Annotated in this window: 15 protein-coding genes; 5 read left to right on the forward strand and 10 right to left on the reverse strand. The window is 72.2% G+C overall.

The window, feature by feature from the left end; translation table 11 throughout:
* Positions 1-9: 9 nt before the first annotated feature.
* Positions 10-1218 (reverse strand): D-mannonate dehydratase ManD, encoded by a 1209-nt coding sequence (manD, locus tag ACFYPR_RS21105; RefSeq protein ID WP_354862453.1) that lies wholly within the window; start codon positions 1216-1218, stop codon positions 10-12.
* 295 nt (positions 1219-1513) lie between these two features.
* Here manD and ACFYPR_RS21110 point away from each other — a divergent pair, with 295 nt between their 5' ends.
* Together ACFYPR_RS21110 and ACFYPR_RS21115 are read left to right on the forward strand one after the other, a co-directional pair.
* Positions 1514-2887, forward strand: a complete 1374-nt coding sequence (locus ACFYPR_RS21110) for a PHB depolymerase family esterase (RefSeq protein ID WP_387185317.1) — start codon at positions 1514-1516, stop codon at positions 2885-2887.
* Between the two features lie 33 nt (positions 2888-2920).
* Complete coding sequence (locus ACFYPR_RS21115) at positions 2921-4330, forward strand: endo-1,4-beta-xylanase (protein ID WP_387261808.1); 1410 nt, start codon at positions 2921-2923, stop codon at positions 4328-4330.
* A gap of 156 nt (positions 4331-4486) precedes the next feature.
* Here ACFYPR_RS21115 and sthA read toward each other — a convergent pair whose 3' ends face one another.
* Genes sthA through ACFYPR_RS21135 form a run of 4 tightly spaced genes read right to left on the reverse strand, consistent with a single transcriptional unit; the run spans position 4487 to position 7950 of the window.
* The gene (gene sthA, locus ACFYPR_RS21120) at positions 4487-5890 is read right to left on the reverse strand and encodes a Si-specific NAD(P)(+) transhydrogenase (RefSeq protein WP_387185311.1); all 1404 of its coding nucleotides are present in this window, start codon (positions 5888-5890) and stop codon (positions 4487-4489) included.
* Between the two features lie 53 nt (positions 5891-5943).
* Positions 5944-6075 (reverse strand): hypothetical protein, encoded by a 132-nt coding sequence (locus ACFYPR_RS21125; RefSeq protein WP_354862445.1) that lies wholly within the window; start codon positions 6073-6075, stop codon positions 5944-5946.
* 37 nt (positions 6076-6112) lie between these two features.
* Positions 6113-6751, reverse strand: a complete 639-nt coding sequence (locus ACFYPR_RS21130) for a response regulator transcription factor (protein WP_354862443.1) — start codon at positions 6749-6751, stop codon at positions 6113-6115.
* The gene (locus ACFYPR_RS21135) at positions 6748-7950 is read right to left on the reverse strand and encodes a histidine kinase (protein WP_363940457.1); all 1203 of its coding nucleotides are present in this window, start codon (positions 7948-7950) and stop codon (positions 6748-6750) included. Before ACFYPR_RS21135 ends, ACFYPR_RS21130 begins: the two co-directional genes overlap by 4 nt.
* 147 nt (positions 7951-8097) lie before the next feature.
* Between ACFYPR_RS21135 and ACFYPR_RS21140 the strand changes: the two genes are divergently transcribed.
* Both ACFYPR_RS21140 and ACFYPR_RS21145 read left to right on the forward strand, forming a co-directional pair.
* Positions 8098-8856: an ABC transporter ATP-binding protein gene (locus tag ACFYPR_RS21140; protein WP_387261812.1), complete on the forward strand. Its 759-nt coding sequence runs from the start codon at positions 8098-8100 to the stop codon at positions 8854-8856.
* Entirely contained in the window at positions 8853-11387 is a 2535-nt protein-coding gene (locus ACFYPR_RS21145) for an FtsX-like permease family protein (RefSeq protein WP_387261814.1), read from the forward strand. Before ACFYPR_RS21140 ends, ACFYPR_RS21145 begins: the two co-directional genes overlap by 4 nt.
* 165 nt (positions 11388-11552) lie before the next feature.
* Here the strand turns inward: ACFYPR_RS21145 and ACFYPR_RS21150 are convergent, their stop codons facing one another.
* A complete protein-coding gene (locus tag ACFYPR_RS21150; protein ID WP_387261885.1) occupies positions 11553-12416 on the reverse strand; it encodes an alginate lyase family protein in 864 nt (287 codons plus the stop codon).
* Between the two features lie 123 nt (positions 12417-12539).
* Positions 12540-12962 carry a DUF2000 domain-containing protein gene (locus tag ACFYPR_RS21155; RefSeq protein ID WP_354859095.1) on the reverse strand — a complete coding sequence of 141 codons (423 nt, stop codon included), beginning with the start codon at positions 12960-12962 and terminating at the stop codon, positions 12540-12542.
* Positions 12963-13012: 50 nt separating this feature from the next.
* Between ACFYPR_RS21155 and ACFYPR_RS21160 the strand changes: the two genes are divergently transcribed.
* Positions 13013-13840, forward strand: coding sequence for an AraC family transcriptional regulator (locus ACFYPR_RS21160; RefSeq protein WP_355137716.1), 828 nt, complete (start codon positions 13013-13015; stop codon positions 13838-13840).
* A gap of 85 nt (positions 13841-13925) precedes the next feature.
* Here the strand turns inward: ACFYPR_RS21160 and ACFYPR_RS21165 are convergent, their stop codons facing one another.
* The 3 genes from ACFYPR_RS21165 to ACFYPR_RS21175 are packed head-to-tail and all read right to left on the reverse strand — an operon-like array spanning position 13926 to position 16110.
* The gene (locus ACFYPR_RS21165) at positions 13926-14891 is read right to left on the reverse strand and encodes a zinc-binding alcohol dehydrogenase family protein (protein ID WP_354859101.1); all 966 of its coding nucleotides are present in this window, start codon (positions 14889-14891) and stop codon (positions 13926-13928) included.
* Positions 14888-15250 (reverse strand): hypothetical protein, encoded by a 363-nt coding sequence (locus tag ACFYPR_RS21170; RefSeq protein ID WP_363942725.1) that lies wholly within the window; start codon positions 15248-15250, stop codon positions 14888-14890. The genes ACFYPR_RS21165 and ACFYPR_RS21170 overlap by 4 nt, the downstream gene beginning before the upstream one ends.
* Positions 15247-16110, reverse strand: a complete 864-nt coding sequence (locus ACFYPR_RS21175) for an extradiol ring-cleavage dioxygenase (protein WP_139583672.1) — start codon at positions 16108-16110, stop codon at positions 15247-15249. Before ACFYPR_RS21175 ends, ACFYPR_RS21170 begins: the two co-directional genes overlap by 4 nt.
* Positions 16111-16112: the final 2 nt, after the last annotated feature.

A 16112-nucleotide genomic window follows, 5' to 3' on the forward strand; every position in this document is an offset into this window, starting at 1 on the left:
CTGTCGCGCTCACCAGGGGTGTACGGTCCCGTCCTCCAACCGGTTCACCGGCAGGTACGCGGGCGCGTACGGGTAGCGGGCCGCCGCCTCCTCGTCGATGTCGACGCCCAGCCCGGGAGTCTCGGCGGGATGCAGGTAGCCGTCGGCGTAGTGGTAGCCGTGCGGGAACACCTCGTCGGTCTGCGCGGTGTGCCGCATGTACTCCTGCAGGCCGAAGTTGGGGATCGAGATGTCGAGCTGGAGCGCGGCGGCCATGCACACGGGCGACAGGTCGGTGGCGCCGTGTGAGCCGCTGCGGACGTGGTGCAGCGCGGCGAGGTCGAAGATGCGCCGCAGGTGGGTGATGCCGCCGGCGTGCACCACCGTGGCCCGGATGTAGTCGATGAGCTGTTCCCGGATGAGCTGCGCCGCGTCGAAGACGCTGTTGAAGACCTCGCCCACGGCGATCGGGGTGGTGGTGTGCTGCCGGATCAGCCGGAAGCCCTCCTGGAGGTCGGCGGGGACCGGATCCTCCATCCAGGTCAGCGCGTAGGGCTCCAGACTCTGGCCGAGCCGAGCCGCCTCGATGGGCGTGAGCCGGTGGTGCACGTCGTGCAGCAACCGCAGGGTGGGGCCGAACTCGTCGCGGACCCGGGCGAACACGGTGGGCACGTGGGTCAGGTAGCGCGGCGTCGACCAGGTGGCCTCACTGGGCAGCGCCGCGTCGGCCGGCTCGTAGAAGAGCTTGTCGGCGCTGACCCCGTACGTCTTGGGCAGGCCCGGCACACCGCACTGCACCCGGACCGCCCGGTAGCCGAGGTCGACGTAGCGGGCGACCTCGACCAGGACCTCCTCGACGGTCTCGCCGTTGGCGTGGCCGTACACCGTGACGCCCTCGCGGGACCGACCGCCGAGCAGCTGGTAGACCGGCAGGCCCGCCACCTTGCCCTTGATGTCCCACAGCGCGGTGTCCACCGCGGCGATCGCGCTCATCGTGACCGGCCCGCGCCGCCAGTACGCGCCCTGGTACAGGTACTGCCAGGTGTCCTCGATCCGCGCCGGGTCCCGGCCGATCAGCAGCGGCGCCACGTGGTCGGACAGGTACGACGCGACGGCCAGCTCCCTGCCGTTGAGGGTGGCGTCCCCGACGCCGGTGACGCCCTCGTCAGTGACGATCTTGAGGGTGACGAAGTTGCGGCCCGGACAGGTCACGATGACCCGGGCATCGACGATCTTCACGCGATCTCCTTCGTGCCTACGGGGGTCGTAGGGGGGTGCACACGAGGACGTTCTGCTTACCGGGAACGTGCCGATAATATCCCGCCGGCGGCCGGCGCCGAACGGTTCGGCGGGCCCGCACCCGTGCGCAGGTGGCCGCCCAATCCCTTGCCCCGAAAGGTTTCCGGAAGCCTTGACAATCGAGTGTGCTCGATCGAAGCTGACATCGGTCACGCGAGCCGCGGTCACGGTCGGGCGAAGGGCAGTCCTCGACTAACCCCCTTCCATGCGCCATTCTCCCGAGGAATCGCGAACCATGACACTGAAGACAAGGCTGCTCGGCGTCCTCACGGCGGTCGCGACAGTCGCCGCCGCCGCGCTGGCGTTCGCCACCCCCGCATCAGCCGCGACGCTCACCCAGGTGACCGGCTTCGGCAACAACCCCACAAACCTCCAGATGCATCTGTACGTCCCGGACCGGGTCGCATCCCGGCCAGGAATCCTGCTCGCCCTGCACTACTGCACCGGAACGGGCCCCGCCTTCTACTCCGGCACGCAGTACGCGTCCCTCGCCGACCGGTATGGATTCATTGTCATCTACCCGTCGGCGACGCGCAGCAGCAAGTGCTGGGACGTGGCCTCGCCGCAGGCGCTGCGCCGAGGTGGCGGCAGCGACCCGGTCGGGCTCGTGTCGATGATCGATTACGTGAAGCAGCGGTACTCCGCCGACCCGGACCGCGTCTTCGCCACCGGCACCTCGTCGGGCGCGATGATGACCAACGTCATGCTCGGCGACTACCCGGACGTGTTCGCGGCGGGCGCGTCGTTCGCCGGGGTGCCGTTCGCCTGCTTCGCCACCGGGGGCAGCTCGGAGTGGAACAGCGAGTGCGCGAACGGGCAGTCCATCAAGACCGCGCAGCAGTGGGGTGACCTGGTCCGCGGGGCGTACCCCGGCTACACCGGCCGGCGACCGCGGATGCAGATCTGGCACGGCACCAGCGACGAGACGCTGCGCTACCCGAACTTCGGCGAGCAGATCAAGCAGTGGACGAACGTCCACGGTCTGAGCCAGACCCCGACGTACACCGACTCCCCGCAGTCCGGGTACACCCGCACCCGGTACGGCAGCAGCGGCCCGATGGCACCGGTCGAGGCGATCAGCATGCAGGGCGTCACGCACAACATCCCGGTCGACGCCGCCCAGGTGATCCGCTTCTTCGGCCTGGACGGCACGACGCCGCCCCCGACGACGCCCCCACCGACGACGCCGCCGCCGACGACTCCGCCCCCGACCACGCCGCCCCCGACTACGCCGCCACCCACCACGCCGCCCCCGACGACTCCGCCGCCGACCACGCCGCCGCCGAGTGCGGGCGCGTGCCGCGTCGGATACACGGTCAACGCCTGGAACTCGGGTCTCACCGCGAGCGTGACCATCACCAACACCGGAACCGCCGCCGTCAACGGGTGGGCGCTGACCTTCACGCTGCCCAGCGGCCAGACCATCACCAACGGCTGGAACGCCACCTACTCCCCGACGAGCGGAGCGGTAACCGCCCGCAACGTCTCCTACAACGGCACCATCGCGCCGAACGCGTCGGTCGAGATCGGTTTCCAGGCCACCCACACCGGCGGCACCGGCAAGCCCTCGTCGTTCGCCCTCAACGGGGCCACCTGCGCGGTCTCCTGACCACCCACCACCATCGACAAACGGAGTCGCACGATGAGCAGAACGAGATGGAAGGCGGCATCGAGAGCCGTGATCGCGCTGAGCGGCGCGGGCGCTCTCGCCGCCGGCATGGCGCTGGTCCTGGTGACGCCCGCGTCCGCCGGAACCACCCTGGGCGCGTCCGCGGCGGAGAAGGGCCGCTACTTCGGTACGGCGGTGGCCGCGAACAAGCTCTCGGACAGCGCGTACACCACGATCCTGAACCGCGAGTTCAACATGGTGACGGCCGAGAACGAGATGAAGATCGACGCGACCGAGCCGCAGCAGGGTCAGTTCCGCTACACCCAGGCGGATCCGATCGTCAACCACGCACGCAGCCACGGAATGCAGGTACGCGGGCACACCCTGGCCTGGCACGGCCAGCAGCCGGGGTGGATGCAGGGCATGGAGGGCACCGCGCTGCGCAACGCGATGCTCAACCACGTGACGCAGGTGGCGACCCACTACCGGGGACAGATCTATTCCTGGGACGTGGTGAACGAGGCGTTCGCCGACGGCAACTCCGGTGGCCGTCGAGACTCGAACCTGCAGCGCACCGGCAACGACTGGATCGAGGCCGCGTTCCGCGCCGCGCGAGCGGCGGACCCGGGCGCGAAGCTCTGCTACAACGACTACAACATCGACAACTGGACCTGGGCAAAGACCCAGGGCGTCTACAACATGGTGCGGGACTTCAAGTCCCGTGGCGTGCCGATCGACTGCGTCGGATTCCAGTCGCACTTCAACAACGACTCCCCGTACGCCAGCAACTACCGCACCACGCTGTCGAGCTTCGCGGCGCTGGGCGTGGACGTGCAGATCACCGAGCTGGACATCCAGGGCGCTCCGGCGAACACGTACCGCGCCGTGGTCGAGGACTGCCTGGCGGTGCCGCGCTGCAACGGCATCACCGTGTGGGGCATCCGCGACAGCGACTCGTGGCGGTCCTCGCAGACGCCGCTGCTGTTCAACAGCAGCGGGCAGAAGAAGGCCGCGTACGACGCCGTGCTCGCGGCGCTGAACAGCGGTACCAACCCGACGACCCCGCCGCCCACCACTCCGCCGCCGACGACGCCTCCGCCCACCACCCCGCCGCCCACGACGCCTCCGCCCACGACCCCGCCGCCGGGGCAGACCGGCTGCTCGGCGTCGGTGACGGTGAACCAGTGGAACGGCGGCTTCGTGGCGAACGTACGGGTGACCGCCGGCTCGTCGGCCCTCAACGGGTGGACCGTGACGCTCACGCTGCCGTCCGGCGCGACCGTCACCAACGCCTGGAGCGCCGACCGCAGCGGTAACAGCGGCACGACGAACTGGACGAACGTGTCCTACAACGGCCAGGTCGGGGCCGGACAGTCCACGGAGTTCGGCTTCCAAGGCACCGGCACCGCCGGCACCCTGACCCCCACCTGCGCCCCCCGCTAAAACCCACCCAACCCCACCCCACCCGGTCCCACCCCCGCTCCACCCTCGTGATCAAGAGGTTTGCGTCACCCGTCCTGGCGTGTCCCTGACGCAAACCTCTTGATCACCGGGGCCGGGGCCGGGGCCGGGGCCGGGGTTGGGGGTGGGGGTCCGGAGTCAGCCGTCGATGCGGGTGATGTTGCGGATCTTGTTGGACGCGTCCAACGCGGCCACCTTGTACGCCTCGGCCAGGGTCGGGTAGTTGAACACGGCGTCGACCAGGTAGTCGATAGTGCCGCCGCAGCCGATCACCGCCTGCCCGATGTGGACGATCTCGGTCGCCGCGGTGCCGAACACGTGCACCCCGAGCAGCCGGCCGTCCTCGGGGGAGACGAGCAGCTTCAGCATTCCGTACGAGTCGCCCACGATCTGGCCACGGGCCAGCTCGCGGTAGCGCGCGATGCCCACCTCGAACGGCGTCGACGAGTCGGTCAGCTCGGCCTCGGTCTGGCCGACGAAACTGATCTCCGGGATGGTGTAGATGCCGATGGGTTGCAGGCCGTGCATCTCCCGGATCGGCTCGCCGCAGGCGTGCTGCGCGGCCAGCCGACCCTGCTCCATCGAGGTGGACGCCAACGCCGGGAAGCCGATCACGTCGCCGACGGCGTAGATGTTGTCGACCGGGGTGCGGTAGTTGGCGTCGACAGCGATCCGGCCGCGCCGGTCCGCCGCCAGCCCGGCCGCCTCCAACGCCAGGTCGTCGGTCTGGCCCTGCCGACCGGCCGAGTACATGACGGTGTCCGCGACGATCTTCTTGCCGCTCTTGAGGATGCACAGCGCCGCGGTCTGGTGCTTCTCCACCGCGGCGACCTCCTCGCCGAAGCGGAACGCCACGGACAGGTCGCGTAGGTGGTATTTGAGTGACTCGACCACCTCCTCGTCACAGAACTCGAGCATCCGCTCGCGGCGCTCCACGACGGTCACCTTGGTGCCGAGGGCGGCGAACATCGACGCGTACTCCATGCCGATCACACCGGCGCCGACCACGACCATGCTGCGGGGGACGGCCTGGAGGTTGATGACGCCGTCGGAGTCCACGATGGTCCGGTCGTCGAAGTCGACGCTGTCCGGGCGGGCCGGGCGGGTGCCGGCCGCGATGATGGCCTTGTCGAACGTCACCTTCGACTCGCGCCCGGAGCCGGCGTCGACCCAGATGGAGTGCGCGTCCGCGAAACGCCCGGTCCCGGTGATCATCGCGACCCGGTTGCGGGCGAGCTGGTTGCGGATGACGTCGGTCTGTCGGGTGATCACGTGCTGGGTGCGGGCGGCCAGGTCGCTGACCGTGATCTCCTCCTTGACCCGGTAGCTGCTGCCGTACAGGTCGCGCTGGCTCAGGCCGGTCAGATAGAGCACGGCCTCCCGCAGCGTCTTGGACGGGACGGTGCCGGTGTTGATGCACACCCCACCGATCATGTCGCGGCGGTCCACGATGCCGACCCGCCTGCCGAGCTTTGCGGCGGCGATCGCGGCCTTCTGACCGCTGGGTCCGGAGCCCAGCACCAACAGGTCGTAGTCATACACGATCGTTAGCGTCGCAAGATGTCGCCATCGACGCCAGACCCCGGACGTGAGCGTTACTTGTCTGCCACCACGCAGATGCCGCCGTTCAGCGTGACCTCCTCCGGCACCTGCGTCCCGGTGGCGACGACGCCCAGCGACACGGTGCCGCCGGGCCTGATCACCGCGTTGTGGCCGGTGTTGCGCACCCGCAGATAGCTGTTGGTCGGCCGGTCGGGTCGTCGTTCAGCGGACGAGGCGGCGTTCCCAGGCCCAGGCGGCGATCTCGACACGGTTGCGGGCCGGGAGCTTCGTCTGCACGCTGGCGAGGTGGGTCTTGACGGTGCCGACGGCGATGAAGAGCTGGCCGGCGATCTCCGCGTTGGTCAGGCCCCGGGCGACGAGCTTCACGACGTCGAGTTCCCGCGGGGACAGGCCGGCGTCGTCCCGCGGCGCGCTGGGCGGGCTGAGGTGCTCCAGCAGTCGTACGGTGATGGACGGGCTGATCAGCGCGTCGCCGGAGACGGCCGCGCGGACCGCCTCGACGAGCAGCGCCGGGCCGGAGTCCTTCAGGAGAAAGCCGCAGGCGCCGTTGGACAGCGCGGTGTGCACGTACTCGTCGAGGTCGAAGGTCGTCACCACGACCACCCGCACCGGGTCGGCGACGCCCGGCCCGGCGAGCAGGCGCAGCGCCTGCAGGCCGTCGAGGCGGGGCATCCGGATGTCCAGCAGCACCACGTCCGGGCGTAGCCGCCGGACCATCTCGACGGCGGCGACCCCGTCGGCGGCCTCGCCGACCACCGTCATGTCCGGCTGCGCTCCAATGATCATGCCGAAGCCGGTCCGGACCATCGCCTGGTCGTCCGCGATCAGCACCCGGATCATCGGGCCACCGCCGATCGCAGTGGGAACGCGGCGTCGAGCACCCAGCCGCCGGAGATGCCCGGCCCGGCGGTGATCGTGCCGCCGAGGGCGCGTACCCGCTCGGTGAGGCCGAGCAGGCCGAAGCCGTGCCCCCGGGCGGGAGCGGTACGCGGGGTCGCGCCGTCGTCGGCGACCCGGACCAGGAGCCAGTCCGGCGTACGACGCACGGACACGGCCACCGACCGGGCGTCCGGGGCGTGCTGGCGGGCGTTGGTCAGCCCCTCCATCACCACTCGGTACGCCGAGGTCGACACCTCCACCGGCAGCTCGTCGAGCGGGCCGTCGACGTACAGCCGGGCCGGTGCGTTCGTGGTGTCGTTGTGGCCCTGCAGCAGCGGCGCGAGGTCGGCCACGCCGGCCAGTGGGGCCAGCGGCGCGTCCGGCGGGGCGTCCGGATTGCGCAGCACGCCGACCATCCGTCGCATCGAGGCCATCGTCTCGGCGCCGGCCCGCTCGATCTGCTCCAGGGCGACGATCACCCGTTGCGGGTCCTGCTCGGCGACGAAGCGGGCGCCCTGCGCCTGCACCACGATGCCGGTCACGTGGTGGGCGATGAAGTCGTGCAGGTCGCGGGCGAACTCGGCGCGCTGCTCGGCCCGTACCAGCGCGATGGCCCGCTCCCGCCCGGCGGCGACGACGCGCAGGTAGATCCCGACGGCGGCGGCGCCGATCGCGGCGAGCGCCTGGAGCAGCCCGAAGATCACGTAGACGTAGTCGGCGCCGGCGCGCAGCGGCAGCGCGGCGGCAGCGAGCGCGGCGAGCACCGCCGCCCACGGAGCGAGCCGTGCGGCGGCCCACCGGGTCACCACGAACACCACCGCGATCATCCCGGCGGACTCGGCCAGCCCCCAGCTGCCGCCCAGCAGATAACTGCCGCTCGTGCTGAGCACCAGGAAGCCGAAGGTGACGGCGAGTGAGGTGGCGCCGAGCACGAGCGCCGCGAGCGGCAGGGAGCGGGACCCCTGCCGGTGCACGGGCAGCCAGACCACCGCGGTCATCAACGCCAACCCCACCTGCACGAGGGCGCGCAGGGCTTCGGCCGCGCTCACCCCGGTGTAGAGGCCGTACCGCAGGTCGAAGGCACCGAGCAGGGCCAGCGCCGCCAGACCGGCGAGCTGGCCCAGGCGTACCCACCATGTCGAGAATCCCGGCGCGTTCATCGTGACCCAGCGTAGCCAGGCGGACGGCGCGGGCAGATCGGCCGAAAGACAGACCCGGCGTGGGCGTTCCCCGACCACGGACCGATGCGGCTCCCACCCGGCGCGGGCGAGGCTTCCCGGGTCACATCGCAGCCACTGGAGGAACCCATGACAACCCACGCCCCGCCGCCGACCGGGCAGGCCGCCGTCGCCGCGGTCGACCTGGTGAAGGTGTACGGCAGCGGCGACACCGCGGTCCGCGCCCTGGACGGCGTCTCGGTCGGCTTCGGTCGGGCCGAGTTCACCGCGATCATGGGCTCGTCCGGGTCCGGCAAGTCGACGCTGATGCACTGCCTGGCCGGCCTGGACACGGCCACCTCCGGCCGGGTCCTGCTCGGCGGCACGGAGCTGACCGGTCAGTCCGACCGCACGCTGACCCGCGCACGCCGCGACCGGATCGGCTTCGTCTTCCAGTCGTTCAATCTGCTGCCGCAGCTCACCGCCGCGCAGAACATCACCCTGCCGCTGGACCTCGCCGGCCGGGAACCCGACCGTGACCTGCTCGCGCACCTCGTCGACGTGCTGGGCCTCGGGCAGCGGCTCGGGCACCGGCCCAGCGAACTCTCCGGCGGCCAGCAACAGCGGGTGGCGGTGGCCCGGGCCCTGGTGTCGCGGCCCGAGGTCGTCTTCGCCGACGAGCCGACCGGCAACCTCGACTCCCGCTCCGGGGCGGAGGTGCTCACCATCCTGCGCGACTCGGTACGCGACCTGGGCCAGACTGTCGTCATGGTCACCCACGATCCGATCGCGGCCGCGTACGCCGACCGGGTGGTGCTGCTCGCCGACGGCCGGGTCGCCGGCGAGATCGCCGAGCCGGACCAGGGCTCGGTCACCGACGCGCTGCGCGAGCTGGCGGCTCCCGCGTGAGGGCGACGGTGTTGCGTACCCAGGTGAGCGCCGCGGCCCGACGCCCGGGTCGACTGATCCTGACCGGCCTGGCGATCCTCGTCGCGTCGTTCGTCGTCTTCGGCACCGTGCTGGCGCAGGACATCACCGAACGGACCGCGCGGGACAACCTCAGCGGCACGCCGGCCGCCACCGACCTGGTCATCGGTGACCCGCAGCAGCCGCCGCCCACCGTGGCGGCGCTGCGTGACGTCCGCGCCCTGCCGGGTGTCACCGAGGCGGTGGGCCGGACGACGCTCGGTGTCTCCCTCGCGGAGGGCTACCTCAACCTGCGGACCGACCCGGGCGCGGGCCCGCTGGCGACGGTCCGCCTGGTCCAGGGCAGCTACCCGGACCGGCCCGGCGAGATCGCGGTGACCCGCCGCACGGTCGAGCGGCTGGGGTTGGCGGTCGGCACCGTGACCACCGGGACGGGCGGCGACCTCACCACCGGGGCGCCGCTCACCGTCACCGGCGTGGTCGACACTCCCGACGACGGGGGCTTCGACGCGTACGCCCCGGACGACGCGGTGGCCGCGTGGGGTCACGTCGGCACTGTCGAGCGGATCGACGTGCGGACAGCTCCCGGCGCGGCGGAGGCGGTTCGCGACCGGGTGACCACGGTGGTCCCGGCCGATCAGCCGATCCGCTCGGGCGCCGAGGTGCGCGACGCCGAGGCCGACGCGGCGGCCGAGCAGGTGGGGAGGCTGTTCGCGCTGGTCGGAATGTTCGTCGCGGTCGCGGTGGTCGCTGCGGCGCTGGTGGTCACCTCGACGTTCCGCATCGTCTTCGCCCAGCGGATGCAGCACCTCGCGCTGCTGCGGGCGGTGGGCGCGGGCCGGAGCGGGCTGGTGGTCGCGCTGACCGCCGAGGGTGCCCTTACCGGGCTGGTCGCGGGTGTCGTGGGGGTCGTCGGCGCCCTCGCCGCCGGGCAGGTCCTCCCCATGGTCCTGCGCGCCTGGGGCATGGCGGTCTCGTCGCCGGGCCTGTCGCTGGGGGCGGCGGTCGCGGTGGTGCTCGGCGCGGTCGTCCTCACCGTGGTGGCGGTGCTGGCGCCGGCGTTCTCCGCCGCCCGGGTCTCGCCCCTGGAGGCGCTGCGGGCGGCGAGCGTGACCGCCGGGCGGCGCGGCATCGCGGCGCCGCGTCTGGTGTCCGGCGCGCTGCTGGTCCTCGGCGCGTTGCTGGCCGCCGTCGCGGCGGTGCGGCGGCTGCCGACGCCGGATCAGGAGTCCTACGACCCGAGCGCGGCGCTGCTGCTGCTGGTCACCTCGGGAGCGCTGGCGTTCTTCGCCCTGGTCGCCCTCGGGCCGCTGCTGGTGCGCCCGGTGCTGGCCGTGGCGGGTTGGCCGTTGCGCCAGGTCGGACCGCTGGGGCGGCTGGCGGTCGGCGGGATCGGTGGGACGCCGCGGCGGGCCGCCGCCGTCTCCGTCGTGGTCGCGCTCGGCGTGACCCTGATCTCCGGGGTGGTCATCGGCGGCGCGTCGATGCGGGTCGTCGCCGATCGTGACATGGCGCTCTCCGCGCCGGCCGACTTCGAGGTGTCCGCCGGTGACGGTACGACCCTGCCGGTCGCCGTGGTGACGAGGGCGCGGGCGGCGAGCGGCGCGCTGACCCGGGTGGTGCCGTACCGGATGGTCCACGACGTCGCGTTGCTGCGGGGCGCCGAACGGCTCGGCGACACCGAGTCCGGATACTCGACCACCGACCTCGACATGTCGGCGCTGCCGACCACCGCGGACCTGGACGTGGCACAGGGCACCCTCGCCGACCGTGGACCTGGCCGGATCGTGCTCGGTGACTGGGTCGCCCGCAACGCCGGGCTGCGGGCCGGCGACACCGTGACACTGGCCCGCGACGGGCGGACGGTCGACGTACGGGTGGCGGCGGTCCTGCCCGACCGTGGCCCCCTGTACGCGGGCATCCTCGCCGACCGTGCCGACCTGGACCGGATCGGCGGGCCGACGGCGTACACCGGTCTGCTGGCCGACGCGGCGCACGCGGGCGAGGACGGCCGCACCGCCGGGGTGCGGGCGCTGCGGCAGGCGATCGGGAACGGCGCCGGGCTGGGCATCGCGGTGCTCGCCGACGAGCGGGATCGCAACGACGCGGTGCTGAACGCCCTGGTCTGGATCACTGCCGGCCTGGTCAGCCTGACCGTGCTGATCGCGGTCGTCGGCGTGGGGTCCACGACCGCGCTGTCGGTCGTCGAGCGGGTCCGCGAGTCCGGGCTGCTGCGCGCCGTCGGCCTGTCCCGGGCGGGGCTGCGCACGATGCTGACCGTCGAGTCCGGCCTCTACGGGGTGATCGGCGCGAGTTTCGGTCTGCTGCTCGGCGTCCCGTACGCCTGGTTGGCGGTGCGGGCGCTCGGGCTCAACGCGCCGCTGTCGCTGCCGGTGCTGTCGCTGGTCGGGCTCTTCGCGGCGCTGGTCGGGCTGACCGCGCTGGCCGGCGTGCTGCCGGCGCGGCGGGCGTCGCGGGTCAGCCCGGTGGTGGCGTTGGGCGTCGAGGGCTGAGCGCGCCCAGGTGCGGGGGCGGGGGGGGGGGGGGGGGGGGGGGGGGGCCCGGCCCCCCCCCCCCCGGCGGGGGGGGGGGGGGGGGGGGGGGGGGGGGGGGCCCCCCCGGGGGGGGGGGGGGGGGGGGGGGGGGGGGGGGGCCCCCCCCCCCCCGCCGCGGCGCGGTCAGTTGGGGTTGCTCGCGTGGGTCAGCGTCTCCCAGGCGACGAAGAGGTTGTTGGTGCCGGCGGGTCGCTGTTGCAGCGTGAGGGTCTGCGTGTTGGTCATGACGGTGCCCAGCCGGTTGCTCAGCGCGTTGAAGCCGACCTCGGTGACGGGGCCGAGGCCCCGGGTGAGGGTGCCGCCGCAGAGCCAGGAGGGTGCCGCCTCGCCGAGTTGGTAGCGCGAGTGCAGGCCGAGCGCCTCCCGCAGCCGCTCACCGACCTGCGGGTACAGGTCGCGGCCCTGGATGCGGGAGGTCTCCGCGACGTGCGAGATGGCGGAGATCCCGTACCCGGTGTGGACGAAGTCCCGGCAGGTCTCCTGCGCGAGGCCGGCGACGAAGGTGGACTGGCCCTGCCAGTAGCCGATGATCTCCGAGCTGGTGTCCAGGCCGCTGCCGGGCACGGTGTACGGCAACGCGCCGTCGCTGGGCAGGTAGATGAAGGCGCGGGTGCGGTTGAGGAAGCGGGTGACCGCCGCGTCGTAGGCGGCGCTGTCCTCCAGGAAGACGGCGATGCCGACGGCGGCCTCCATCATGGTCAGTTCCCAGTTGCCGTTGCTGTTCGAGCCGTTGCGGACCACCGGCAGGTAGACGTTGCGCAGCATGGTGGCGAACCGGTTGGCGTTGGGCCAGCTCCCGTAGGTGTACTTGATGATCTCGGCGGCCCGGGGCCAGGTCGAGGCCGCCCAGCCGGTCTGCAGGGGTCCGTTGCTGCCGGTGTGCGAGGTGATCGTCGCCGACCAGGCGTCCATGATCTGGATCGCCTTCTGCCCGTACCGGGAGTCGCCGGTGAGGTACCAGGCGAGCGCGTCGGTGTACGCCGCGATCGCGTCCTCGCGCTCGTCCGTGCAGCCGTTGTTGGGGTTGGAGTAGGAGCCGCACTCGACGACGGCGCGGGGCGCCGGGAGTCGTACCCATTGATATCAATGTCTTCGCCGCGCCGGATGGGCTCACGGGTGCATGGCCGCGCCCTTGAGGACCTTGTCCACCACGGTGCGCGGCGCGTGCAGGGCCAGCCCCACCAGGTCGAGCTTCTCCCGGCCGACCGCCTGCACGGCGGCCCGGTTGTCCCGGTCGTTGCCGGTGGCGAACAGCTCGGACGTGAACACCGCGAGCCGCAGCCCGCGAGCGAGAGCCCGCGAGTGCGCGTTGGTCAGGGTCGCCCGGTCGCCGGCGAAGACCAGCACCGGCTGGCCGAACATCGGCAGGTACGGGGTGCCGTCCGCGTCGCGGTACTCCTCGCCCAGCAGCTCCGGCTCGGCGTGCGCGACGCCACTGACCAGAAAGGCGGTGACGTTGAGTCGCTGCCAGCCGACCAGGTCGTTGCGGAGCAGCACGGCGATCTTGGTGGGAAATCGGATCGGTTCGGTCATGGCGTCGAGCCTGCCGGTGCCGACACCCACCGGTCTTGTACGTTCTTAGCGTGGCCACCCGCCCGGCCGGCTCGCAGGTCAGCGCGTGGCGACCCGCCGTCGCCGGGGTCGCCGAGGTCTTCCACGCCCATTTCGTGGACCACGCGTACCCACGGCACGTCCACGACGTGTGGACGCTGCTGATCGTCGACGACGGCGCGGTCCGCTTCGACCTCGACCGGCACCGGCACGGCGCGCTGCGCACATCGGTCACCCTGCTGCCGCCGTACGTGCCGCACGACGGCCGCTCCGCCACGGCGAGCGGCTTTCGCAAACGGGTCCTGTACCTCGACACCTCGGCCCTCGCCCCCGACCTGGTCGGCCGGGCGGTGGACGAACCGGACCTGGCCGATCCGCGTCTGCGGGACCGGATCCACCACCTGCACCACGTGCTCGCCACGCCGGGTGAGGAGTTCGAGGCCGAGAGCCGACTCGCGCTCATCCTGGACCGGCTGCGCACGCAACTCCGCGGACGGGCGCCGGTCAGCACCGCGCCGGGGATGCCCGGCCTCGCCGACCGGCTACGTGAGCTGCTGGACGCCCGGACCGTCGACGGCGTCACACTGCGCGAGGCCGCCGAGCTGCTGCACGCCCACCCGACCCACCTGGTCCGGGCCTTCACACGCGCACACGGGCTGCCACCACACTCGTACCTGACCGGTCGCCGGGTCGAGCTGGCGCGTCGCCTGCTCCTCGCGGGTCAGCGCCCCGCCGAGGCCGCCACCGCCGCCGGGTTCTTCGACCAGGCGCACCTGAGCCGTCACTTCCGGCGTTTCCTGGGCGTCAGCCCGGCCCGCTACCCGGCGGCCCCCGGGCTCAGAGGCGCTGACCGCCGATGACCGCGAGCAGCCGCAGCTTCTCGTTGCTCTCCGAGCCGGGCACGGCGGTGAAGCTCGGCGGGGGTGTCGTGCATCCGGTCGAGGCTCAGAGCGCGAGGACGATGCGGCCGGCGGCGGTGCCGGAGCTCTGGCGTTCCCAGGCATCGGCGACCGAGTCGAACGGCACGATCTCGTGGTCGACGGTGAGCCGGCCGGCTGCGGCGTGCCCGGCCACCAGCGCCAGCGACGCCGCCCGATCGTCGGTCGACAGGCCGTTGTTGGTGTAGCCGACCATGCGCAGCGACCCGCCGCGCAGCACGGCCGACTCGATCGGCGCGGTCGCGTCGGCCGCGCTGCCCAGGTTGACCAGGCGGCCACCGGGGCGCAGCACCCGCAGCGCCGCCGCGGCCGGCACACCGAACACCGGATCGAGGACGAGGTCGACCGGGCCGTCGGCGCCGTCCCGCAGCCGCTCGGCCATCGACGCGACGTCGTCGTCGGGAAGCAGCGGGATCGCGACCGCCGCGCCGAGCTCCTCGGCACGGGACCGCGCCGCCGCCGAGCGGGCCACCGCGACGACCCGGCGGGCCCCGCCGAGCAGGGCCAGCTGGATGGCCGCCTGGCCGACCACACCACCGGCGCCGAGCACGACGACCTGGTTGCCGGCCGCCAGGCCACCGGCGTACGTCAGGGCGGCGTGCGCGGCGACGGCGGAGAGGCCCAGGGCCGCGAGCAGGGTCAGCGGTACGCCGGTCGGCAGCGTCACCACGTCGGCGGCGGGCACCGCGACAGTTGTCGCCATGCTGCCGTCCACCCCGGACCGCATCCCGGCCGACGTGCCGAACCAGACGGGCGTGCCGTCGACGAGACGGCCGACGCCCTGCACACCCGGCACGTACGGGGTGGCCGGCCTGCCGAAGTAGCTGGTGCCGCTGGCACAGAGCACGTCCAGCGGGGTGATCGGCACGGCCTCGACGGTGACCGTCAGCTCGCCGTCGGCCAGCTCGGGGGCCAGTCGCTCGACGACCGTCGGTGGGGCGCCGCAGGTGGTGAGCACTGCCGCGCGGATCACGTCGCGATGTCCGGGTAGGGCATCGAGAAGTGGGCCAGCCGCGCGCCGTACGACTTCTGGTACTCCAGCGGCTCGGTGTTGTCCCGCTCGAAGAGGGCGATGAAGAGCGTCAGGGTGAGGAACGGGTGCGCCCCCAACTCGAAGAGCTTCACGTGGTCGTGGTTGGCCAACGCCTCCCGCTCCGTGTCGTCGAAGCGCAGCCAGGTGCTCGCCTCGCCGGTGTGGCAGTTCAGCACCGTGTTGGCGCACTCGGCCTCCCACCAGGCGACCAGCTCGCGCGCCTCGCTGCGGTAGCGCTCAACCAGGTCGGGGTCCCGGTCGACCATGAACAGGAACTTGTTCAGCAGGTACTTGCTCACGCCGCTGCTCCGTTCGGGTACCAGGTGAAGTACGCCTCCATGGTGTGGAACAGGTCGAGGGTGTCGACGTAGTCGGCCTTCACGCCGGCGCCGGCCACACCCATCATCAGCATGAAGTCCATGAAGCCGTGGGTGGCGTTGCCGGGCGAGTGCAGGCTGTCCAGGGTGACCTCGCGTAGGCACCCGTCGAGGTCCCCGTTGGCGATCCACTCGACGGCCCGCCTGTCAAACTCCGGGTCCGGGCCGTGCGGGCCGAACTGCCGGGGGCCGCCCAGCTCCAGGGAGAGGTGACCGGTGCCGATGACGGCCACCCGCAGGTGCGACGGCCAGGACTCGACGATCTCCCGGATGGCCGCACCGAGCTGGACGAAGCGCTTCGGCTGCGGCAGCGGCGGAGCGAAGATGTTCGTGTAGATCGGCACGATCGGCAGGTCGGCCTCGGGCCGCAGCGTGATGATCGGGCAGGTGATGCTGTGGTCGATGCGCAGCTCGTTGCTGAACGCCAGGTCGAAACCGGAGTCCAGGCCCGCCCGCAGGATGTGCGCGGACAGGTCCTCCTGGCCGGTGAGCAGCATCCGCGGCAGCCCGAACTCGCGCTCCTCGTTGTACCAGTTGGCGTCGTAGAAGGGCGCCTTGCCGACCAGGAACTGCGGCATGTTGTCCAACCAGAGCTGGTGGAAGTGGTCGGAGCCGACCATCACCAGCACGTCGGGTCGGGCCCGGGTCAACGTCTCCCGGAAGGCCAGGATCTTGCGGGTCCACTCGTCGGCGAACGGTGGCCGGTCCTCGCCGGTCGCGGTGCTGGCCCGGTAGTAGAAGGGGTGGTGGGTGGAGGCGATGACCGCGACGATGGAGGCCATTC

The organism is Micromonospora sp. NPDC005254, from assembly GCF_042872525.1.
Taxonomy (GTDB): domain Bacteria; phylum Actinomycetota; class Actinomycetes; order Mycobacteriales; family Micromonosporaceae; genus Micromonospora.

Bases quoted from the DNA above. Each gene is read 5' to 3' on its own strand.
- ACFYPR_RS21155 (WP_354859095.1), bottom strand. From the start codon at position 12,962: ATGACCGAACCGATCCGATTTCCCACCAAGATCGCCGTGCTGCTCCGC.
- ACFYPR_RS21130 (WP_354862443.1), bottom strand. From the start codon at position 6,751: ATGATCCGGGTGCTGATCGCGGACGACCAGGCGATGGTCCGGACCGGC.
- ACFYPR_RS21115 (WP_387261808.1), top strand. From the start codon at position 2,921: ATGAGCAGAACGAGATGGAAGGCGGCATCGAGAGCCGTGATCGCGCTG.
- ACFYPR_RS21140 (WP_387261812.1), top strand. From the start codon at position 8,098: ATGACAACCCACGCCCCGCCGCCGACCGGGCAGGCCGCCGTCGCCGCG.
- ACFYPR_RS21175 (WP_139583672.1), bottom strand. From the start codon at position 16,110: ATGGCCTCCATCGTCGCGGTCATCGCCTCCACCCACCACCCCTTCTAC.
- ACFYPR_RS21110 (WP_387185317.1), top strand. From the start codon at position 1,514: ATGACACTGAAGACAAGGCTGCTCGGCGTCCTCACGGCGGTCGCGACA.
- ACFYPR_RS21135 (WP_363940457.1), bottom strand. From the start codon at position 7,950: ATGAACGCGCCGGGATTCTCGACATGGTGGGTACGCCTGGGCCAGCTC.